Below are 19,578 nucleotides of genomic sequence, written 5' to 3' on the forward strand. Positions count from 1 at the left end.
GGCGGCTCGCCGTCCCCGCCCGGTCACCGGGCCGCCTCAAGGACAGCGTCGATGTCCTGGATGCCCTGCGACTCCCGGGCGAGCCGGGTGAACACACCCTCCAGGTCCTCGACCTGCTGTTCCTCCTCACCGACGGGTTCGGCCGCAGCCAGGATCGACTCCAGTTGCAGGTGCGCGACCGGCGCGAGGTAGTGCCGTTTCGTCACCTCCACGTCCGCATGACCGAGGAGGGTCTTCACCAGCCACCACGGATCGCCGAACAGCAACGCGAAGTCCCGCCGGTCCGCGGCCGAGAGCCCATAGCGTGTCTCCACCAGCTGGTTCAGCAAGACCAGCATGTAGAGGGCCATCGAATGACGCGCGGCGTGCGGCGTGGCGTACGGGCTCTTGCCGCGTACCTCCGCCAGCCGGAAATCCCGCTCGACCTCCCGTTCTCCCACGGTGAGCAGGACTTCCTCACAGCGCAGGTTCGCCGCCCTGAACACGCCGTTCCACCGGTCCGGGGCCATCGGCAGGCCCTGCTCCGTCAGCCACAACCACGCCGGCTCCGGCCCGTCCGGGCCATCCAGGAACAGCCACTGCCGCTCACGCCATCCCAGACGGCTGAGTTCTTGCTCACCGGCGACGCCGTTCGCGTCGACCCACTCGATCTTCGGTCTCAGGCCCCGCGTCACCTTCGTGACCAGCCGCATCATGGGCAGCCGCTCGTAGCGGCCTTCCGCCTGGGCGCGCTGCACCGCCCACGCGCGCTCCGACTCGACGTATGCCTCGGCCTGGCCGACCGCGTCCACCGACACGTAGAAGACCCGGCTCTGCTTCGACCGCGTGACCGCCGCGGCGACGCGGCCATGGCAGTAGCGGCCGAACCGCAAGCGCTGGCTGGGCAGTTCGAAGGTGAGCAGCGAACCACCCTCCTGCCGGCGCAGGCCGGAGCTGAGCAGCAGCTGCACGAAGCTGGTGTTGCGCAACTCCGTCCGCGACTCCCACCCTGGCACCGGCATTCCTGTACGACTGAGGCCGCGGAGCCCGATGTCCGACCACAGACCCCAGGTCCGCGGCGTCAGCCACAGCACCCGCGAGCTCACCGAGTCCGCCGCCCGGTCCCCGCGCCGCACGATGTCCACCGGCATCGGGGCCACCTTCGCCCACCGGAACAGCTTGGTGAACGCGGCCGCCTCACGGTTCCACTTCGTCCCGCTGATTTGGCGCGGATTCTGCGGAGCCCGGCATCTCCAGTGCCGGTAGTCCGCCAAGTCCTGCCTGGTCGCCTGCTTCCATAGAACTCCGCGCGAGGACAGGAAAGTCAACAACGGCCGGATATCCGTCGCGTAATTCCGCTTGGTTTCCCGCTCCAGATCCCGGAATTCGACGGACCGAACGAAATACAGCAGGTCCCGGTCCACCGTTCCGTCCGGCGCCACGAACACCGGATCACCAGGCCGCAGACCGATCCGGGCGACCTCGACCGGCAGGTCCCGTATCCCAAGGACACCCTCAGGCGGCAGCGATCCCCACTGCCCCGGATCGGGCACCCACACCACGTACCAGTCGTGCAACTGACGCCTCCCCTGACGCTTGAACACGCCCAATCATCAGGGAAGTGGCGTCCACCACGGTCAGCCGCCCGGCGGCCAGCCGCTTCCCGGCGATGTAGTGGAGGACGTCGAAGGCGTCGCCGCTGGCGCTCTGGTCGTTCTCGTCGTCGGCCACCAGGCCGCGGCAGAAGTCCGACGAGATGATCTCGGTGGGCTTGAAGTGCCGGTGCGCGAAGGTGGACTTGCCCGAACCGGTGGCCCCGATGAGGACCACGAGGGAGAGGTCGGTCACCGGGAGGACGCGCGGGCCGGGACTTGCAGCGCTGCTGGTGTCGCCGCTGCTTCTGGTGTAGTCAGTACCGCTCATGCCGCTTCCGCCTCCTTCGGGGCTGTGGTGGATTCCTGGGCTGTCGTGTATCCCGGAACTGTCGTGGATCCCGGAGCCGCGGCGGACTTCGAGGTCATGGTGAACACGGCGAGCTGGGTCGGCGGGCCCACCTCGGGGTCGTCGGGCCCCACGGCCCTGAACTCCACGCCGTATCCGTGCCGTTCGGCCACCTTTCCGGCCCAGCCCCGGAACTCCTCGCGGGTCCACTCGAAACGGTGGTCCCCGTGGCGCGCCTGCCCGGCGGGCAGGCTCTCCCAGCGCACGTTGTACTCGACGTTCGGCGTGGTCACCAGGACGGTCTGCGGCCGCGCGGCGCCGAAGACCGCGTACTCCAGCGCGGGCAGCCGCTCCGGGTCGACATGCTCGATGACCTCGCTCAGCACCGCGGCGTCGTACCGCCTGAGCCGCTTGTCGGTGTACGCGAGAGAGCCCTGGATGAGCTTCACCCGGGCCGCACGGCGCTCGCCGAGCTGGTCCAGACGGAGCCTGCGGGCCGCGATGTTCAGCGCGCGCATCGACACATCCATGCCGACGACTTCGGTGAAGCGGGTGTCCTTCAGCAGCTCCTGCACCAACTGGCCCTGGCCGCAGCCCAGGTCGAGCACCCGGCCCGCGCCGGCCGTGCGCAGCGCGTCCAGGATCGCCGCACGGCGCTGCGCCGCCAGCGGTACCGGCTTCTCCTCGGTGTCCGTGGTCTCGTCGACGGCGTTGTCGATCGACTCGACCTCGGTGTCGTCGGCCTCCGCAAGCCGCACCAGCTCAAGGGCCTCCATCGCCTGCCGGGTCAGTCCCCAGCGCCGCGACAGATAGCGGCTGGTGATCAGTTTCTGCTCGGGGTGCCCGGCCAGCCAGCCCTCGCCCGCGCGCAGCAGTTTGCCGACCTCGTCGGGTGCCACCCAGTAGTGCTTGGCGTCATCGAGGACGGGCAGCAGCACATAGAGCTGGCGCAGCGCGTCGGCGAGCCGCAGCTCGCCTTCGAGCACGAGACGCACGTACCGCGATTCGCCCCACTCCGGGAACTTCTCGTCCAGGGCGACCGGCTCCGCCTTCACCCGCTCCCAGCCGAGCGGGGCGAAGAGCCTGTGCACCAGGCCCGGGCCACCGCCGGCGGGCAGCGCGGGCACCTCGATCCGCAGCGGCATCGGGGTCTCGGCCCGCTCCGGGAGCGCGGTGCACACGCCGCGCAGAGCGCTCTTGAAGACCGTGGTCATGGCGACGGACAGCAGCGAGGACGCGGCGTACGGCCGGTCGTTGACGTACTGGGCGAGCGCCGCGTCGGGTGCGCCGCCGCGCCCCTTGCCCTTGCCGCGCCGTACCAGCGCCACCGGGTCCACCTCCAGCAGCAGCGCGGCCGTGCAGCGCTCGGCGGTGGCCTCCGGATAGAAGACGTGCGCCGTGCCGTGCGAGGTGGAGAACGCCTGCGCCTTGTCGGGATGCTTGTGCAGCAGGAAGCCGAGGTCGGTGGCGGGGCGCTCTGGGGTGCCGGTGGTGCTGATCGTCAGGAACACGGGTCCGAGTATCACCCGGTTGGCCGGGCCCGACCAGAGGTTTTCATGGTCTTCGAGGCGGCTTCCGGAGCCGTGCCAGTGCCGCGATCTCCGCCGGGCCGACCCGGCAGCAGCCGCCGATCAGTCTGGCTCCTGCCTGCTCCCAGCCGTCCACCTTCGCGGCCGCGAAGGTGGAGCGGCCACGCCAGCCGCGGCCCTCCGCGTCCCACTGCTCGCCACTGTTCGGATAGACCACGACGGGCTTGCCGGTGGCCGACGACGCGAGCTCCACGGCCCGGTCCACGTCCCCCGACACACAGCAGTTCACGCCCACGGCGACGACCTGGTCCCGGCCCGCCGCGAGTGCGAAGGCCTCGGCCAGCGGCTGCCCGGCCCGGGTGCGCTCACCTGTGACGCTGTACGAGAGCCAGACCGGCGTCCCGGATCCGGCGGCCGCCCGCAGCAGCGCCTCGGCCTCGTCGGTGTCCGGCACCGTCTCCAGCGCGAGCACATCGGGACCGGCCGCGGCCAGCGCCTCGATCCGCGGCCGGTGGAAACGCTCCAGCTCCCGGACGGTGAGCCCGTACCGCCCGCGGTACTCACTGCCGTCGGCGAGCATCGCGCCGTAGGGACCGACGGAGGCGGCGACCCAGACCTCGCGGTCCGCCGTCCCGGTGGCCTCCCGGGCCAGCAGCACACTGCGGGCCAGCAGCCCGGCGGCCTCGGCCCGGCCGACGCCGCGCCGCGCGAAGCCCTCGAACGTGGCCTGGTAGCTCGCGGTGATGAGCACCTGGGCGCCCGCCCGTACATAGGCCGTGTGCGCCGCCACGATCTGCTGGGGATCGTCGGCGAGCAGCCGCGCCGACCAGAGCGCGTCGGAGAGATCACAGCCCTGCGCCTCCAGCTGGTTGGAGAGTCCACCGTCAAGGACGACGGTGGACTCGGCCAGCGCGGCGGCGAGTGTACGGACGGGGCGCACTACGTCAGCTGGGAGAGGACCTGCGAGGAGATCAGCTCCAGGTGGTCCAGATCGTCGAGGTCGAGCACCTGGAGGTAGATGCGTGACGCACCGATGGCCTCATAGCGGCCGATCTTGTCCACGACCTGGGCGGGCGAGCCGCCGAGCCCGTTCGCCTTCACGTCCGCCGTGTCACGCCCGATGGCCTCCGCGCGGCGCGCCACCTCGGCATCGTCCTTGCCGACACAGACGACCAGCGCGTTGGAGTACACCAGGTCGTCCGCCCGGCCGGCCGCCTTGGCCGCTTCCCTGACCCGTCCGAACTGCCGCTCGCTGTCCTCGATCGAGGCGAACGGGATATTGAACTCATCGGCGTACCGCGCGGCGAGCCGCGGGGTACGGGTCGCCCCGTGCCCGCCGATCAGCACAGGCACCTTCGCCTGGGCGGGCTTGGGCAGCGCGGGCGAGTCGCTGAGCTGGTAATAGGTGCCGTCATAGCTGAAGGTCTCACCGACCCTGGTCTCCCAGAGCCCGGTGATGATGGCCAGCTGCTCCTCCAGGCGGCCGAACTTCTCCCTGGGGAACGGAATCCCGTACGCCCGGTGCTCCTCCTCGAACCAGCCCGCGCCCAGGCCCAGTTCGACGCGGCCTCCGGACATCTGGTCGACCTGCGCCACCTGAATGGCGAGGACACCGGGCAGCCGGAACGTGCCCGCCGTCATCAGCGTCCCGAGACGGATCCGCCGGGTCTCACGGGCGAGACCGGCCAGCGTGATCCAGGCGTCGGTGGGGCCGGGGAGGCCGTCCCCCGATCCCATCCGCAGATAGTGGTCCGAGCGGTAGAAGGCATCGAAGCCGAGGTCCTCGGTTGCCTTGGCGACGGTCAGCAGAGTGTCATAGCTCGCCCCTTGCTGGGGCTCAGTGAAGATTCGAAGATCCATGCATCCATCCTGCACCTTCGACCGCCCCCCGACGCCTCCCGCAGTGCCCGCCGGGCTGGTGTCCGGCGATTCCCCGCACCGCCACCGGGAGACCACCGACCCGACCGGTCGGGCCCGCCTGCACCCGTCTCGCCCCTCCCCGCGGAACAACCCCCGTCTCCACCCGCGTCTCCGCCTCACACCCTGGGGCCTCCCCCTCCCCCTCCCCTCTCCCTCCGGCTCTACCTCGGGGTCCTCTCCGCGTCCCGCTCCTCCAGCTTCCGCAGCATTCCGCGCACCCGGTCACCCGACTCGTCCGCCGCGTCCATTGCCTCGATGCACTGCCAGTAGACCGACTCCTCGTCGGTCCCGCAGGCGACACCGACCAGGGCGATCCCCACCTCGCCGAGCAGCACCCCGAGCGCCGTCAACACCTCCCGCACATCGGATACTTCGGTCAGCTGCGCGGCTCGTATCAGTCCGCCGCGCACCGTCGGCACTTCGAGCGCCCCGCAGCCCCGGCCGCCCGATTCGCTGAGCGCCCGCGCTTCGGCCCGCAGCTCCTGCGGACCGCGCAGCGCCAGATGCCCGCCCACGGCGCCGGAGAGCGCCTGCGCCTGCCAGGCCTCCACCATGGTGTCCCGTTCCGGAAGGCTCCGTGCCAGAGCGTCCCGGCTGATTGCGATGAGCCGCACCCCGTCCATCCCTGTCCCCGTTCGTATGACTTACCGTCTCCCCTTTCATTACCCAGAGTGAGGGTGGATGGACCATAAAGCCAGAGGAATTCGGAAATCTGTGGACGCAAGACGCATTGTTGATAACTCACTCACTCCGGAGAGTGACGATCCACGGTGCGCTTCGCTGGAAAACGTGACTCATTTCGGTCAATTTTGTCCGAAAGTGCCGTAAGGACATCGATCTCCAGCACCTCGCAGAACTGCAGCAGATACGCGAAAACATCGGCGACCTCGTCCGCCACCCGGTGCGCCGACCCGGGATCGTCCATCACCCGCGCCGACTCCTCGGGCGTCAGCCACTGAAAGATCTCGACCAGTTCGGACGCCTCGACGCTCAGCGCCGCGGCCAGGTTCTTCGGTGTGTGGTACGGCTGCCAGTCCCGCGCCGCGGCGAACTCGGCCAGCCTGCGCTGCAATTGCGCTACATCCAGTTCAGTCACGCGCCCAGGTCTACCACCGAGACACCCGCCAGCTCACCGGCCCACCGGGCGTCCGACGCCGTGCCCACCACCCTGATGTGGCCCTGGCCGCAGATCGCCGCGGCGAGCGCGGTGAGCTCGCGCGCCTGCCGCGGATCGAGGGAGCGGTCGAACCCGTCGGCCAGCACTGTCAGCGACTGCATCGCGGGCGGCACCTCACCCGCGGGATCCACCGCGAGCACGCCGGGCCCGGTGAGCAGCACAAGTGCGAGCGCGAGATAGCGCAGTTCGCCCTCGCCCAGCCGCTCCACCGGTGTGCCCGCACCACTGCCCCGGCCGAGCACCGCCCGTACCCGCCCGTCGGTCAGCTCCTTCGCCACGAGCCCCGCCACCGGCCCCGCGCACCCCGCACGCGCCGCGGCGACCAGCTGCCGGTGCCGGTTCGCGCACTCGGACTGGGTGCGGTACAGCACCGAAGCCAGGTTGTCGCACCCCCGCCGCAGCAGCCCCGCACCGGCGGCCACCGGACGGCGCATCCGGTGCGGCTGGGGGTCGCAGGCGAAGACCGAGCGCAGCGCCACCACCACCTGCTCGGCAGCGGCCAGCACCTTCAGCTGTCCGTCCGTCTTGCCCGCCACCCGCAGCGGAAGCAGCGCGGTCCCCATCCGGTCGTCGGGCAGCGGCGCCCGGGTCACCGGGACCGCGCCCGCCGTGTGCCAGGCGGCCTGCACCGTCCTGCGGGCCGGATCACGCAGCGCCGTGGAGAGCAGCAACTGACCGTCGGCGGTGAGCCGTTCGCCCACCACACGCAGTTCGGGCTCGGCCTGCACCGCCAGATCGAGGTGTACGGGGCCGGCCAGGCCGTCGACGGTGCAGCCGATCCGGAATCCCCGCCGCCCCTGCGCGTCCGCGCCGGCCCACTCCGGGACACAGCTGCCCGGGTCCTCGAAGACCTCACCGAGCTCGTCCCCCGCGCCGAGCCGCGCCAGCGCCTCGTACACCTGGAGCGCGCTCGTCTTACCGCTCCCGCTCGCCCCGGTGAACAGGGTCAGCGGGGCGAGCGGGAAGGCGGCGGCGCGGTGCGACTTGAAAGCCGAAAGCCGCAGTTCGGTGACCGTGGGGCGTGCGTAGGTTGCGTCCATGGTCCGGACCGTACGCACGCGTCACGGTGGCGAACCGTTCCGCCTGCATGACCTTCCTACGATCGGGGGACTGCGGCCGCCGCGATCCCCTCCACCTCCATGCCGGCCGGGGCCAGCAGGAAGACGTTCTTGTCGACCCGGTGCATCCCGCTGCCGAGGCCGAAGACCACGCCGCTGCTGAAGTCCAGGATGCGCTTGGCCACTTCGGTCTCCGCCCCGGTCAGGTCGAGCAGCACCGGCACCTGCCCGACGAGGTACTCGGCGACTTCACGGGCGTCCGCGAAGACCTGGACGCGCAGGACCACGAAACGGCGCTGCTCGGCCGCGTACTCGTTGGGGATCGTCTCGTGATCGACTCGCGAGGGCCATTCGTTGCGCCCGCGCAGCGGCACCACCTGGGCGAGCCCCTCCCACTGCTCGTCGGTGACGTCGTACTCGTCGTACCTGCTCACCGGACCACCTCGGCTGGACTTTCTATCTGCATCAGCCAATTCTGACCCCCTTCACCCGTTCGGCCCAACACCGACACGGATGAGTGCCTTGATCAGCGCCGGGTGTGAGCGCACTCACTCCGCATACTCACTCCGCGAGAGCCTCCAGCGCATCGGCCACCGAGGCGAAGAACCGGGTGTGGGATCTGGCGCTGTCCGGGGCTTCCGGGTTCCACGGCAGGACCCGGGCGCAGCCGATGAGGCGCAGCCAGTCGTGGTTGCCGCGCAGTTCACCGAGGGATGTGGCGTTCGACCGGACGTCCGCGAGCACGACACCGGGGCGCAGCGCCGCCGCCTCCGCCCAGCTGACGGTGGCCCAGTTCGCACCCGCGCCGTCGGGCGGCCGCACCATGCCGACGCCGTGCTCCGTCAGCTCGCGCAACTCGGGCCAGGCGCCTGGGCGTGCCAGATGCACCTGGTCGGGTCCGGCGGGCGAGAGCGCGAGCACCCCCGGCCGGGACGGCAGGTCCGCCGCCAGGCGGAGCCGCTGGTGTGCGGCGTCCAGCGCCTGCTGCTGTTCTCCGTCGCCGCGGGCCCCCAGCGAACGGGCGAGCGCGCCGAACCGGCCCCTGATCCCGTCCAGCGTGTGGGTCTGCCCCACGTCGATGACCACGACGGGAACCTGCTCCCCCAGATGTTTGGCGGTGTCCGGGTCCAGTCCGTACACCTGGCCGCCGCCGTAGCTGACCGCCACCACGAGGTCCGGGCCGCCGCTGAGCAGGGTGTCCAGGTCCAGTGTGCCGCCCGCCCCCAGATAGCGGACGTCGTCGGGCGGCAGCGACCCTGCCTTCGCCGGGTCGACCGCCGCCCCGTCGTGCAGTGAGCCGAAGACCGCGTGCGGGGCCAGTCCGTGGTCCCACAGAGTGGCTCCGGCCCGGATGTACGCCGTCACTCTCGACGGTGTCCGCGCGGCCGTCGACAGCTGTCCACGGTCGTCGGAGAACTGCCAGCCTGCTGGTTCCATGACGTTTCGCGCCCCCTCCGGGTCAGCGCCGTCCGGCCTTCCGGGCGCCGCACACCCGTACCTGCCCAGCGCGTCTGTACGGCATTCGGAGCGGGTACGGCATTCCGGGCCGGCCGGTCGGCCCACGTCCGGGATCCGCGCACCGCCGGGATCCGCGCACGTACGGGATCCGCGCACCGCCGGGATTCGCGCACCACCCCGTACTCGGCCACGGTTGAGTAGCGGTACTCACGTCACGGCCGCCCGGTTCCGGCAGTCTGGAAGCAACGGGAAGCAGCGGGAAGCGGGGGAACGCGACCCACGAACACGCATACGCGGGGCCTGCGGTGACAGGCAGGAGCGGCATCCCGGTCACAACGACACGACGGTGGTGGAGAGACGATGAACGGCAAGAACCTGGTGCGGCGGATCGGCCGGACAGTGGCGGGTGACTGGGTCTCGCGCGGGTACCTCGTGGTCATCGCGGCCCTGCTGGTCTGGGTGTGGGTGGACACCACACTGGTCTCACACCCGGACGCGTCGTTCTCCGGCGTGTACCCGATCCTGCTCACCATGCCGACCAGCCTGCTTCTGCTGCTGCCGGGCGTCGGGGCACCGCTGATGTGGGTCGTGCTCGTGGCGGCGGCTCTGGTCAACTCGACGGTCATCAGCCTGACCGTCCGCCGGGCCTTCGGACACGGGCAGGGTCACGGGCCCAGCAGCAGCCGCCGCGTCGGCCCCGGTGCGGCCTCGACCCGGTGACGTACCCATTGACGTACCCGTGACGTGCCCGGCCGGAGGACCCGGCCCCTGCCGGACCCGCCCGCCCGGTGCCGTCCGCCCGGTCCCGTCCGCGTTGCCCGGGCGGGCGGATGCGGGAGAATGACGACATGCAGAGACTCTCTCTCGAAGCCCTGGCCCGCCAGCAGATCGAACTGGCGGCCACGGCCGGTGGCGGTCACACAGCGGACACCGTCTACGGCGGTCATGAGAAGGTCCTGCGCCAGACGGTCATCGGGATGACGCGCGGCTCGCACCTCGCCGAGCACGAGAATCCCGGCGAGGCCACGGTGCAGGTACTGCACGGCCGGGTACGGCTCTCGGCGGGCGACCTGTCCTGGGAGGGCCGTCAGGGCGACCTGATCATCGTGCCCGACAACCGCCACCGGGTGGAGGCCCTGGAGGACTCCGCCCTTCTGCTGACCGTGGCCAAACTGCTCTGACGGCACCGGACGCACCGCCTGACGGGCGGACCGTAGCTGCGGCACCGGAGCCGGTGCCGGTGCCGGTGCCGGTGCCGGTGCGGGGTAGCCTCAGCGGCCGGAATGTTTCGGCCGAACGGGCAGCGGGGGTACGGCAGTGAGCGGCGAGCACGATGGTATACCGGGAGAACCCCAACGCGTCCGGCCGGAACGGTCGTTGGGCAGGCTGCCCGCGGTCGTCAGAGGCGGCGCGACCCTCGCCCTGCTGATCGCGGTGGCAGCGGTGGGCCTGCTGTTCCTGCCGATGTCCCCGACGGTGCCCGATCCTTTCGAGCGCGCCGATGTCAACTCCACCGTGCAGGTGACCTGCGGCTCGGTTCTCAACCCTGCGGGCGACGACGCGCTGGCGGACCACCGCGACACCGCGCCGGCCTGCGGATCCGCCCGCGTCCAGCGCGCGGGATGGTCAGGCGTGGGGCTCGGCGCCGCCTTCGTCGTGCTGGTGCTGTCACTGCTCATGGGCGACGGGTTGTCCGACGACCCCGCGACGGCCCAGGAGCGGCCCGGCGTCACACCGGGGCAGGGCGGCACGGACACCAGGTAGTTCATGGTGCCGGCTTGGTGCGCCTCACTCCGGGCCGGTGCGGGCGTCCGGTTCCGAGACGACATCGAGCAACAGCGGCAGAAACGTGACAGCCAGGTGCTCCGGGGCCAGGGTGTCCGATTCGACGAGGCTCTGGGTCAGCGCCCCTTCGTGAATGGCGGTCGTCAGGCGGGCCAGCGAGTCGAGGTCGACGGTCGGTGTGCGGCCGAGGCGCTCGAAGAGACGGCTCAGGAGGGCGACGATCCGTTCGCGCAGAAGGCGGTCGTGCTCCGCCAGCGTGCGGGCCGCCTCGGGATGCCGGATGGCGTGCAGGGTGAACTCCGTCGACAGCAGGAACCACCCGCGCTCGGCCTCGTCGACGGCGCTCATGCGGGTGATCAGGGTCCGCAGCGGATCGTCCATGGTGTCGGGCACGGCGTCGGGCATGGTGTCGAGTTCGTCGACCGCTTGGGCCAGCCGCTCGGTCACCCGCTGTGCCTGCAGGTCGAACAACGCGAAGAACAGCTCTTCCTTGGTGCGGAAGTTGGAGTAGAACGCCCCCCGCGTCAGCCCGGCACGCTCGCAGATCACCTCGATGGAGGCCCCGTAGAAACCGCGCTCGGCGAAGGTCTCCCGGGCCGCTTCGAGCAACCGCGCGGTGGTCTGCGGGCGGCGCTTGGTGGGCCCCTTCGGCATGGATTCCCTCCCGGCCATTGACACCTCGGTGCGACTCTCCGCATGATACAGCACTGTATCCGATACAGATCTGCATCCGATACGACTCCGTATCTCACGCGTCAACACGTTCACGTACCCCGATCGGTACTCACCGGTACCAATTCACCGGTACTCACCGGTACTCATCGGTACTCGACGAGGAGGCCACTCCATGAAGACGTCCACCGCAGCACCGCACCCCGGCATCGGTCCGGTCCCGCCCGGATTCGAGGCGATGCTCCCGCCCACGTTCGACTCCGTGGCCGAGGAGCGGCTGCACCGCAAGCAGGAACTCGCCGCCGCGTTCCGCCTGTTCGGCATGTTCGGGTTCTCCGAGGGCGTGGCCGGCCACATCACCGCGCGCGACCCGGAGAACCCCGACTGGTTCTGGGTGAACCCCTTCGGGATGAGCTTCCGCCAGATCAAGGTCTCCGACCTCATCCTGGTCGACCACGCCGGCGCCGTCGTCGAGGGCCGGCGCCCCGTCAACCGTGCCGCCTTCTGCATCCACTCCGAGGTTCACCGGGCCCGCCCGGACGTCGTGGCCGCCGCTCACGCCCATTCCGTCCACGGCAAGGCGTTCTCCACGCTGCGCCGGCGCCTCGACCCGCTCACCCAGGACGCCTGCGCCTTCTTCGAGGACCACGGGCTCTACGAGGACTTCCGCGGCGTCGTCAACGACACGGAGGAGGGCCGCAGGATCGGCGCGGCGCTCGGCCCGCACAAGGCCGTGGTCCTCGCCAACCACGGTCTGCTGACGGTCGGACAGAGCGTGGCCGAGGCGGCCTGGTGGTTCATCACGATGGAACGCTCCTGCCAGGCACAGCTGCTGGCGATGGCGGCCGGCACCCCGTACTCCATCGACCGGGAGACCGCCCTCCAGGTGCGGGAGCAGATCGGCAGCCCGCTGTCGGGCTGGTTCCAGCTGCGCCCGCTGTGGGACCAGATCACCGAGGAGCAGCCGGACCTGTTCGACTGACGGCCGGAGCGGCCGGCTCACCTCCGGGAGAACGCGGTGTGGCGGTCCCGCCGCTCCTCGGCGCCATCGCCGAAGCGGCCACTTCCGAAGTCGCCTTCGCCGTACTCGCCCCCGGCCCGGTCCTCACCATCGTGAGGGCCCTTCTCACACCGCAGGACACGCACGGTTTCACCACTGCCCTGCTCCGCACCACCCCGCCCGGCCTGTCCGTCCGTATCGCGAAGGAATCTCAATGATCGTGTCAAGCCGCCTGCGTGACCGGTGGGGCGGAGGTGAAGAGCCTTCCGTCACGCAGCATCGCCCAGAGCACGTCGATCCGGCGTCGGGCGAGCGCGAGCAGGGCCTGGGTGTGCAGCAGTCCTTCGCCCCGCTTCTTGAGGTAGTAGTCCCGGGAGGGACCGGGTCGCATCATCGCGGTCTGTGCGGCCATGTAGAAGACGTGTCGCAGGCGACGGTTGTAGCGCTTGGGCCGGTGGTGGTTTCCGGTGCGGCGGCCGGAGTCCCGGGGCACCGGTGCCAGGCCGGCGTGCGAGGCCAGGCGGCCCGCATCGCGGTAGCCGGACAGGTCACCGACGATGGCGACGAACTCGGCACCGAGGATCGGGCCCATGCCGGGCATGGACTCGATGATCTCCGCACGGTCGTCGGATCGGAAGGTCTCGCGGATCTCCCGGTCGTTGTCCTTGATCCGCTCGTCCAGGGCCAGGAGCTGGTGAGCGAGATCGCAGACCAGTTTCGCAGCCCGCTTCTCGCCGGGCAGCGTGATCTGCTGGGACCGGGCGGCCTCGAATGCCCTGGCCGCTACGGTGTCGGCGCCGCGGACCTTGCGTCGTTCCAGCCAGGTGGTCAGCCGCTTGACGCCAATCCGGCGCAGGGCGGCCGGGGTCTGGTACTCGGTCAGCATGACGACCGGGCCCTTGGCCGAGGAGTAGTCGAAGGCACGTTCCAGTGCGGGGCAGATGCCGACCAGCAGGTCGCGGAGCCGGTTGATGATCCTGACCCGGTCGGCGATCAGATCGGCCCGGTAGTTCGTCAGCACCCTCAGATCCGAGACCAGCTCGGGGGGTGTGTCGAGGGGAGCGAAGTCCCGCCGCATGCGGGCCTGGTCGGCGATGACCCGGGCGTCCTTGGCATCGGTCTTCCCCTCGCCCTTGTAGGCGCCGGTCATGCGGTTGACGGTCCGCCCGGGCACGTAGACAACCTGCTGGCCGTGCGCGACCAGCAGGGCCACGAGCAGGGTGGAAGCCCGGCCGGAGATGTCCACCGCCCACCGCACCTCGTCCGCCTTCTCGCGGGCGGTCTCGATCAGGGTGAGGATCTGCGTCTCGTCGTTGATGACCTTTGTGGAGAACAGCGTCTCGCCGTCCGCGTCGAGGGCCACGGCCCAGTGGTGTCCCTTGCCGGCGTCGATGCCGACCCATATCCGCCTGCCAGACGTGCTCAAAGCCGTCGCTCCATGTCCCTCGTGACCAGCACTTCACGGTCCGAAGAACACCCCGCCGACAGGTCCCTAACCAGCGATAACCGCAGTTCTCAATCAGTGGTCGGAGCGTCCCGGAGGACCGGGCGGCCATTCCTTCCAAGTCATCAACGACAGACCCTCATCAGCCACACCCGGTCCTCCCGGACCGCCTCACATTCTTAGGGAGCCCTCATGACGACCGCACCGCCCAGTGCCCTCCTGGTCGGCCTGGACCGGCAACTGCCGGATCTGACCGCCTTGTACCGCGATCTGCACGCCCAACCGGAGCTGTCCCACCAGGAGTTCCGCACCGCGGGCGTCGTCGCCGCCCGGCTGCGTGCCCAGGGGTGGCAGGTCACCGAAGGCGTCGGCGGCACCGGTGTGGTCGGCGTGCTGACCAACGGGGACGGGCCCGTGGTGCTGTTGCGCGCAGACATGGACGCGCTGCCCGTACGGGAGGAGACCGGTCTGCCCTACGCCTCCACGGCGACCGGCACCGACCCGGACGGCAACGAGGTGCCCGTCATGCACGCCTGCGGGCACGACCTGCACGTGACCTGCCTGCTGGGAGCCTGCGGGCAGCTCGCCGGCCACCGCCACGCCTGGCGGGGCACGGTCGTGGCCGTCTTCCAGCCGGCCGAGGAGGACTGCGGGGCCCCGGCGATGGTCGCGGACGGGTTCCTCGACCGGTTCCCGCGCCCGGACGTCTGCCTGGCCCAGCATGCGGCGCCCGCGCCGGTGGGCATAGTCGGCACCCGGCCCGGCACGGTGATGGCCGCGTCGGACGCGCTGGCCGTCCGGCTGTTCGGCAGAGGCGGGCACGGATCGACCCCGGCGGCCACCGTCGACCCCGTCGTCATGGCTTCCGCTGTCGTGATGAGGCTGCAGACGGTCGTCGCCCGCGAGGTACCCGCGGACCAACTGGCCGTCCTCACCGTGGGATCGATCCACGCGGGCACCCGGGAGAACGTCATTGCCGACACCGCCGACCTCAGGATCAGCGTCAGGAGCGCGACCCCGGCCGTACGCGGCCGCCTCCTCTCGGCGATCCGGCGGATCGTCCACGCCGAAGCCGCAGCTTCGGGCGCGCCGAAGGAACCCGAGATCACCGCCCTGGCCGAATTCCCCGTGACCGTCAACGATCCGGAGGCCACCGAGACCGTACTGGGTGCGTTCCGCGCCACGCTCGCGTCCCCGAGCGTGATCGCACTGCCCCAGCCCCTCACCGGCAGCGAGGATTTCGGGGCCTTCGGTGCGGCGCTCGGCGCGCCATCGGTGTACTGGATCTTCGGCGCTCTCGACCCCGCGGCGTTCGGTGACGCCGACCTGTCGGCCGACGGGGTTCCCGCGGAGATACCGCACAACCACTCCCCGCGGTTCGCCCCGGTCCCCGACCCGGCCATCGGGCTCGGCGTACGCCATCTGCTCACCGCCGCGACGCCCTGGCTCGCCCCCGGCGTCCACCCGGCCCCCGGGGGCCATACGGCGCGTCCGCCCCGCACCGTGGACCGTTCGCACGGCCGGGGGCTGCCTCCGTCAGGGGCATGACCAGGTGAGATGCTGCTGACCGGCGGCAGCCGCAGCACACGGGAGGACAGTACGTTGAAGACCGCGACAGCGACCACGGTGCCGGAGGGTGCGGTCGTTCACTTCGGGAGGCACGCATGACCTCCCGGGCCTACCTTTCCGAACTGTTCTCCCTGGACGGCCTGGTCGCCGTCGTGACCGGTGGGAGTTCCGGCATCGGCCGCAGCATCGCCGGGGCACTCGGCCGGGCGGGTGCGAGCGTCGTCATCGTGGCGCGCAGGGAGGCGGAACTGGCCGCCACCGTCGGCGAACTGACGGCCGACGGCTGCCGGGCGGCCTGGGTGAGCGCCGACCTGGGCACCCGCGCAGGCGTGCGCGCGGCGGCCGAAGAGGCAGTCGGGGCGTTCGGCGAGCCCGACATCCTCGTCAACTCCGCCGGGGTCAACCTGCGTCCGCCGATGGGTGAGCTGGACGACGAGGTGTGGGACACCACGATGTCCGTGAACCTGGAGGCGCCCTACCTGCTGGGGCAGCGGTTCGGCCCCGGCATGGCCGGGCGCGGCTTCGGGCGGATCATCCACGTCACCTCGCAGCAAGCACACCGGGCCTTCGTCCAGAGCGGTGCCTACGGGGTGTCCAAGGGGGCCTTGGAGTCCCTGGCCCGTTCGCAGGCCGAGGCATGGTCGCCGCACGGCGTCACCTGCAACACGCTCGTGCCCGGTTTCGTGATGACACCGCTCAACGAGCGGCTCTCGTCCGACCCCGCGAAAACAGCCGAACTGGCCGCGCGCACGATGGTCGGACGCAACGGCCTGGCCGAGGACTTCGAGGGCGCGGCGGTGTTCCTGGCCAGCCGCGCCTCCGCGTATGTCACGGGTCAGGCGATCTTCGTCGACGGCGGGCTGTCCGTTCACTGACCTGCGGCAACTCCGGCTTCATGGCTGCCGGGTGCGCGGTTCCGGGTAGCGGCAGTGCACGACGAGCCAGGTGAACGTATCGAGGTCGGCCAGGTCGAGACCGAATGCGGTCTGGATCTTTTCGATCCGGTAGCGGGCGGTGTTGACGTGAATACCGAGCGCCGCGGCGGTCGCGGTGAAATTGCGGTTGTTGTCGACATGGACCTGAAGCGTCCGGAAGTTACGGCATGTGAAGAAGACCTTCGGCAGCGTGAGCGTTCTCCGCGACGTGACGCTCGACGTCGAGCAGGGCCAGGTGGTGTGTGTCCTCGGCTCGTCCGGGGCCGGCAAATCGACTCTGATGCGCTGCGTCGCCCACCTCGAACCGGTTGACGCAGGCACGATCAGCGTGCGGGGCCGGCCAACTCCTCGGCTACGAACGGCGCGGCAACCGCCTGCACGAGATCCGGGAAGCCGAACCGTGCCGGCAGCGGCGCGGAATCGGCATGGTCTTCCAGCACTTCAACCTGTTCGGCCATCTCACGGCCCTCGCCGCGCACTCCCCGTCCCCCTGGGCCGGCCAGCGCTCAGCGGATGAGCGTCAGCTCAGGAGCATCTGAGCGTCCAGTGCCGCCACCCACTCGTACCACTGGTCCATCCCCTCACCCGTCGTCGCGGACACCGTCAGCACGCGTACGTCCGGGTTGACGGAGCGCGCGTACGCCTCGCACCGGGCCACGTCGAAGTCGACGTACGGCAGCAGATCGGCCTTGTTGATGAGGACCAGGTCGGCAGCGCCGAACATATAGGGGTACTTGAGCGGCTTGTCGGTGCCCTCGGTGACCGAGATGATGACGATCCTGCTGCTCTCGCCCAGGTCGAAGAGGGCCGGGCACACCAGGTTCCCCACGTTCTCCACGAGGACCAGCGCCCCCTCTTCCGGTGCGAGGGCCGTCAGTGCGCCCTTCATCATCCCGGCGTCGAGGTGGCAGCCCGCGCCGGTGTTCACCTGCACCACCGCGCATCCGGCGCGCTTGATGCGGTCGGCGTCGAGCATGGTCTCCTGGTCGCCCTCGACCACGGCCACCGGCCGCCGTCCGGAGAAGTCCCTGATGGTGCGCTCCAGCAGGGTCGTCTTGCCCGCGCCGGGTGAACTCATCAGGTTCACCGCCAGGATGCGCCGCTCGGCGAGCCAGGCCCGGTTGCGCTCCGCCTGGAGCTCGTTCTTGGCGAGCACCCGCTGCTCAAGGGTGACTGTCTCGCCGGTGTCACGGGCGCCCTCGTCCTCGTGACGGCCGGGACTGTGGTCATGGTCGTGGCCGTGGTCGTCGTCATGGTCGTGGCCGTGGCCGTGGTGCGGACGGCCGGTGGCCCGTGTGTGGTCCTCGCGGGGCAGCGAAATCCGCGTGCCGCCGCCCTCGTCGCCGCAACCGCAGGTACCGCACATGGGTCAGCCCACTTTCATCGAGATGATCTGCAGTTCACGCCCCGACGTGATCTCCACGTCGGCGCTGCCGCACGGACAGAGCAGTACGGGATCGGGCAGGGCGAAGTCCTGTTCGCAGGTACGGCAGCGTGCCGCTCCCGGCGGCTGGTCGATCTCCAGTCGCGCGCCCTCGGCCACCGTGCCCGCCGTGATCAGGTCGAAGCAGAACCGCATCGACTCGGCCACGACCGCCGTGAGCACTCCGACCCGCACACTGACCGTGCGGACCGGTCTGCCTCCGGCGCGTTCGCAGACCATGTCGACGACGCTCTGCGTGATCGATAATTCATGCATCTCTGCCTCGTTCCCGCATCGGTGGCACGACCGTAGGACCTGAATCCCGGGCGTGCCTCTTACGGTTGGTTCGGTCGGCCCTTTTCCCTTTCCCGGTTCATTCGACCGGCGCAATCAGGACCTGGGCGCAGGGAGAAATGGCCGCGAGTTCTGTCCTGCCGGTTCGTATCCGGTGTTCACACCGCCGAATGGCACGGCCCTGGGGCGCCCATACGGATTTCTTCTCGCGTTGACAGGACGCTCACACCGGGCCTAGATGGTAGCAATGTGATCGAAAACATACTCGTGAACCAGGCGCCCCGGTCCAGTGCTGACTGGAAAGGGGAACGCCGGTCCCGGAAGGCGGCAGAGCTATGCCGACAGAAGCAGCGGTAAAGGCAGAAGAGACGCTGATCCACGTTCTCTGGATCAATGCTGGACTCAGTTGTGACGGCGATTCCGTGGCGCTGACGGCGGCCACTCAGCCCAGCATCGAGGAGATCGCGCTCGGCGCCCTGCCCGGCCTTCCCCAGGTCGCGGTGCACTGGCCGCTGATCGACTTCGAGTGCGGGCCGAACGGCGGCGCCGACGACTTCCTCGAGTGGTTCTTCAAGGCCGACCGAGGAGAGCTGGAGCCGTTCGTCCTGGTCGTGGAGGGGTCGATCCCCAACGAGCAGTTGCACGACGAGGGGTACTGGTGCGGCTTCGGCAACGACCCCGCCACCGGACAGCCGATGACCACCAGCGAGTGGATCGACCGGCTCGCGCCGAAGGCCACCGCGATCGTCGCGGTCGGGACCTGCGCGACCTACGGTGGTATCCACGCCATGTCGGGCAACCCGACGGGTGCGATGGGAGTGCCCGACTACCTGGGCTGGGACTGGAAGTCCAAGGCGGGGATTCCGATCGTGTGCGTTCCCGGCTGCCCGATCCAGCCGGACAACCTGTCCGAGACACTGACCTATCTGCTCTACATGGCCACGGACCAGGCCCCGATGATTCCGCTCGATGACGCGCTGCGCCCTTCCTGGCTGTTCGGACAGACGGTCCACGAGGGGTGCGACAGGGCCGGCTACTACGAGCAGGGTGATTTCGCCACCGAATACGGATCGCCGAAGTGCATTGTCAAACTCGGCTGCTGGGGACCCGCGGTCAAGTGCAATGTGCCGAAACGCGGCTGGATGAACGGTATCGGCGGCTGCCCCAACGTCGGCGGAATCTGCATCGGCTGCACCATGCCCGGATTCCCGGACAAGTTCATGCCGTTCATGGATGAGCCGCCCGGCGGGAAACTCTCGTCGAACGCGGTCGGACTGTACGGCGCGACCATGCGCCGGCTGCGCAACCTGACCACTCACACGCTGGACCAGGAGCCCAAGTGGCGCCGGCCCGGCAGGACTCTCACGACCGGTGCCACCCGCAACTGGTAACCG

23 protein-coding genes and 1 pseudogene are annotated in these 19,578 nt (G+C 70.1%); 9 read left to right on the forward strand and 15 right to left on the reverse strand.

The window, feature by feature from the left end; genetic code table 11:
* Window positions 1-23: 23 nt before the first annotated feature.
* From OG210_RS03505 to OG210_RS03550, 10 genes and pseudogenes are all read right to left on the reverse strand, one after another.
* Complete coding sequence (locus OG210_RS03505) at window positions 24-1,556, reverse strand: site-specific integrase (RefSeq protein ID WP_331719852.1); 1,533 nt, start codon at window positions 1,554-1,556, stop codon at window positions 24-26.
* Window positions 1,540-1,902: pseudogene (locus OG210_RS03510) on the reverse strand (AAA family ATPase); the annotation flags it as partial. The gene OG210_RS03505 and the pseudogene OG210_RS03510, both read right to left, overlap by 17 nt.
* Window positions 1,899-3,431 (reverse strand): 3' terminal RNA ribose 2'-O-methyltransferase Hen1, encoded by a 1,533-nt coding sequence (locus OG210_RS03515; RefSeq protein ID WP_328332528.1) that lies wholly within the window; start codon window positions 3,429-3,431, stop codon window positions 1,899-1,901. The pseudogene OG210_RS03510 and the gene OG210_RS03515, both read right to left, overlap by 4 nt.
* A 43-nt stretch (window positions 3,432-3,474) precedes the next feature.
* Window positions 3,475-4,389, reverse strand: coding sequence for a homocysteine S-methyltransferase (gene mmuM, locus OG210_RS03520; RefSeq protein WP_328332526.1), 915 nt, complete (start codon window positions 4,387-4,389; stop codon window positions 3,475-3,477).
* Complete coding sequence (locus OG210_RS03525; RefSeq protein WP_328332524.1) at window positions 4,389-5,309, reverse strand: LLM class F420-dependent oxidoreductase; 921 nt, start codon at window positions 5,307-5,309, stop codon at window positions 4,389-4,391. The genes mmuM and OG210_RS03525 overlap by 1 nt, the downstream gene beginning before the upstream one ends.
* 221 nt (window positions 5,310-5,530) lie before the next feature.
* A complete protein-coding gene (locus tag OG210_RS03530; protein ID WP_328332522.1) occupies window positions 5,531-5,992 on the reverse strand; it encodes a DUF6099 family protein in 462 nt (153 codons plus the stop codon).
* Window positions 5,993-6,114: 122 nt separating this feature from the next.
* Complete coding sequence (locus tag OG210_RS03535; RefSeq protein ID WP_328332520.1) at window positions 6,115-6,465, reverse strand: nucleotide pyrophosphohydrolase; 351 nt, start codon at window positions 6,463-6,465, stop codon at window positions 6,115-6,117.
* Window positions 6,462-7,586 carry an ATP-binding protein gene (locus OG210_RS03540; RefSeq protein WP_328332518.1) on the reverse strand — a complete coding sequence of 375 codons (1,125 nt, stop codon included), beginning with the start codon at window positions 7,584-7,586 and terminating at the stop codon, window positions 6,462-6,464. The genes OG210_RS03535 and OG210_RS03540 overlap by 4 nt, the downstream gene beginning before the upstream one ends.
* Window positions 7,587-7,642: 56 nt before the next feature.
* Window positions 7,643-8,038: a cell division protein SepF gene (locus OG210_RS03545; RefSeq protein WP_164266402.1), complete on the reverse strand. Its 396-nt coding sequence runs from the start codon at window positions 8,036-8,038 to the stop codon at window positions 7,643-7,645.
* A 127-nt stretch (window positions 8,039-8,165) separates the two neighbouring features.
* Window positions 8,166-9,041 (reverse strand): ABC transporter substrate-binding protein, encoded by an 876-nt coding sequence (locus OG210_RS03550; protein ID WP_328332516.1) that lies wholly within the window; start codon window positions 9,039-9,041, stop codon window positions 8,166-8,168.
* Window positions 9,042-9,422: 381 nt separating this feature from the next.
* On the opposite strand from OG210_RS03550, the gene OG210_RS03555 reads away from it, so the two are divergent.
* The 3 genes from OG210_RS03555 (at window position 9,423) to OG210_RS03565 (ending at window position 10,826) form a co-directional block, all read left to right on the forward strand.
* Window positions 9,423-9,782: an SCO4225 family membrane protein gene (locus tag OG210_RS03555; protein WP_328332514.1), complete on the forward strand. Its 360-nt coding sequence runs from the start codon at window positions 9,423-9,425 to the stop codon at window positions 9,780-9,782.
* Window positions 9,783-9,910: 128 nt separating this feature from the next.
* Window positions 9,911-10,243, forward strand: coding sequence for a cupin domain-containing protein (locus OG210_RS03560; protein ID WP_328332512.1), 333 nt, complete (start codon window positions 9,911-9,913; stop codon window positions 10,241-10,243).
* A 196-nt stretch (window positions 10,244-10,439) separates the two neighbouring features.
* Window positions 10,440-10,826, forward strand: a complete 387-nt coding sequence (locus OG210_RS03565; protein ID WP_328332510.1) for a hypothetical protein — start codon at window positions 10,440-10,442, stop codon at window positions 10,824-10,826.
* Between the two features lie 24 nt (window positions 10,827-10,850).
* On the opposite strand, the gene OG210_RS03570 is transcribed toward OG210_RS03565, so the two are convergent.
* Complete coding sequence (locus tag OG210_RS03570; RefSeq protein WP_328332508.1) at window positions 10,851-11,501, reverse strand: TetR/AcrR family transcriptional regulator; 651 nt, start codon at window positions 11,499-11,501, stop codon at window positions 10,851-10,853.
* 193 nt (window positions 11,502-11,694) lie between these two features.
* On the opposite strand from OG210_RS03570, the gene OG210_RS03575 reads away from it, so the two are divergent.
* On the forward strand, window positions 11,695-12,501 hold the full coding sequence (locus OG210_RS03575) for a class II aldolase/adducin family protein (RefSeq protein ID WP_371534964.1): 807 nt from the start codon (window positions 11,695-11,697) through the stop codon (window positions 12,499-12,501).
* Between the two features lie 38 nt (window positions 12,502-12,539).
* Window positions 12,540-12,737 (forward strand): hypothetical protein, encoded by a 198-nt coding sequence (locus OG210_RS03580; RefSeq protein WP_328332506.1) that lies wholly within the window; start codon window positions 12,540-12,542, stop codon window positions 12,735-12,737.
* 5 nt (window positions 12,738-12,742) lie between these two features.
* Here the strand turns inward: OG210_RS03580 and OG210_RS03585 are convergent, their stop codons facing one another.
* Window positions 12,743-13,945: an IS110 family transposase gene (locus OG210_RS03585; RefSeq protein WP_328323284.1), complete on the reverse strand. Its 1,203-nt coding sequence runs from the start codon at window positions 13,943-13,945 to the stop codon at window positions 12,743-12,745.
* A gap of 210 nt (window positions 13,946-14,155) precedes the next feature.
* Here OG210_RS03585 and OG210_RS03590 point away from each other — a divergent pair, with 210 nt between their 5' ends.
* Together OG210_RS03590 and OG210_RS03595 are read left to right on the forward strand one after the other, a co-directional pair.
* Window positions 14,156-15,511, forward strand: a complete 1,356-nt coding sequence (locus tag OG210_RS03590) for an amidohydrolase (RefSeq protein WP_371534965.1) — start codon at window positions 14,156-14,158, stop codon at window positions 15,509-15,511.
* A 116-nt stretch (window positions 15,512-15,627) separates the two neighbouring features.
* Complete coding sequence (locus OG210_RS03595) at window positions 15,628-16,407, forward strand: SDR family oxidoreductase (RefSeq protein ID WP_328332502.1); 780 nt, start codon at window positions 15,628-15,630, stop codon at window positions 16,405-16,407.
* An 18-nt stretch (window positions 16,408-16,425) separates the two neighbouring features.
* On the opposite strand, the gene OG210_RS03600 is transcribed toward OG210_RS03595, so the two are convergent.
* A complete protein-coding gene (locus OG210_RS03600) occupies window positions 16,426-16,788 on the reverse strand; it encodes a helix-turn-helix domain-containing protein (protein ID WP_328332500.1) in 363 nt (120 codons plus the stop codon).
* On the opposite strand from OG210_RS03600, the gene OG210_RS03605 reads away from it, so the two are divergent.
* On the forward strand, window positions 16,706-16,984 hold the full coding sequence (locus tag OG210_RS03605) for an ATP-binding cassette domain-containing protein (protein WP_371534966.1): 279 nt from the start codon (window positions 16,706-16,708) through the stop codon (window positions 16,982-16,984). The genes OG210_RS03600 and OG210_RS03605 overlap by 83 nt on opposite strands.
* 3 nt (window positions 16,985-16,987) lie before the next feature.
* Here the strand turns inward: OG210_RS03605 and hypB are convergent, their stop codons facing one another.
* A complete protein-coding gene (gene hypB / locus OG210_RS03610; protein WP_371534967.1) occupies window positions 16,988-17,833 on the reverse strand; it encodes a hydrogenase nickel incorporation protein HypB in 846 nt (281 codons plus the stop codon).
* A 3-nt stretch (window positions 17,834-17,836) separates the two neighbouring features.
* Window positions 17,837-18,166, reverse strand: coding sequence for a hydrogenase maturation nickel metallochaperone HypA (locus tag OG210_RS03615; protein WP_328332494.1), 330 nt, complete (start codon window positions 18,164-18,166; stop codon window positions 17,837-17,839).
* A 353-nt stretch (window positions 18,167-18,519) separates the two neighbouring features.
* Between OG210_RS03615 and OG210_RS03620 the strand changes: the two genes are divergently transcribed.
* On the forward strand, window positions 18,520-19,575 hold the full coding sequence (locus tag OG210_RS03620) for a hydrogenase expression protein HypE (RefSeq protein ID WP_328332492.1): 1,056 nt from the start codon (window positions 18,520-18,522) through the stop codon (window positions 19,573-19,575).
* The last annotated feature ends 3 nt before the right edge of the window (window positions 19,576-19,578 follow it).

The sequence above is a fragment of the Streptomyces sp. NBC_00466 genome (genome assembly GCF_041433995.1).
Taxonomy (GTDB): Bacteria; Actinomycetota; Actinomycetes; order Streptomycetales; family Streptomycetaceae; genus Streptomyces.

Bases quoted from the DNA above. Each gene is read 5' to 3' on its own strand.
- OG210_RS03525 (WP_328332524.1), bottom strand. From the start codon at position 5,309: ATGGATCTTCGAATCTTCACTGAGCCCCAGCAAGGGGCGAGCTATGAC.
- OG210_RS03530 (WP_328332522.1), bottom strand. From the start codon at position 5,992: ATGGACGGGGTGCGGCTCATCGCAATCAGCCGGGACGCTCTGGCACGG.
- OG210_RS03540 (WP_328332518.1), bottom strand. From the start codon at position 7,586: ATGGACGCAACCTACGCACGCCCCACGGTCACCGAACTGCGGCTTTCG.
- OG210_RS03550 (WP_328332516.1), bottom strand. From the start codon at position 9,041: ATGGAACCAGCAGGCTGGCAGTTCTCCGACGACCGTGGACAGCTGTCG.
- OG210_RS03555 (WP_328332514.1), top strand. From the start codon at position 9,423: ATGAACGGCAAGAACCTGGTGCGGCGGATCGGCCGGACAGTGGCGGGT.
- OG210_RS03560 (WP_328332512.1), top strand. From the start codon at position 9,911: ATGCAGAGACTCTCTCTCGAAGCCCTGGCCCGCCAGCAGATCGAACTG.
- OG210_RS03570 (WP_328332508.1), bottom strand. From the start codon at position 11,501: ATGCCGAAGGGGCCCACCAAGCGCCGCCCGCAGACCACCGCGCGGTTG.
- OG210_RS03575 (WP_371534964.1), top strand. From the start codon at position 11,695: ATGAAGACGTCCACCGCAGCACCGCACCCCGGCATCGGTCCGGTCCCG.
- OG210_RS03590 (WP_371534965.1), top strand. From the start codon at position 14,156: ATGACGACCGCACCGCCCAGTGCCCTCCTGGTCGGCCTGGACCGGCAA.
- OG210_RS03595 (WP_328332502.1), top strand. From the start codon at position 15,628: ATGACCTCCCGGGCCTACCTTTCCGAACTGTTCTCCCTGGACGGCCTG.
- hypB (WP_371534967.1), bottom strand. From the start codon at position 17,833: ATGTGCGGTACCTGCGGTTGCGGCGACGAGGGCGGCGGCACGCGGATT.
- OG210_RS03615 (WP_328332494.1), bottom strand. From the start codon at position 18,166: ATGCATGAATTATCGATCACGCAGAGCGTCGTCGACATGGTCTGCGAA.
- OG210_RS03620 (WP_328332492.1), top strand. From the start codon at position 18,520: ATGCCGACAGAAGCAGCGGTAAAGGCAGAAGAGACGCTGATCCACGTT.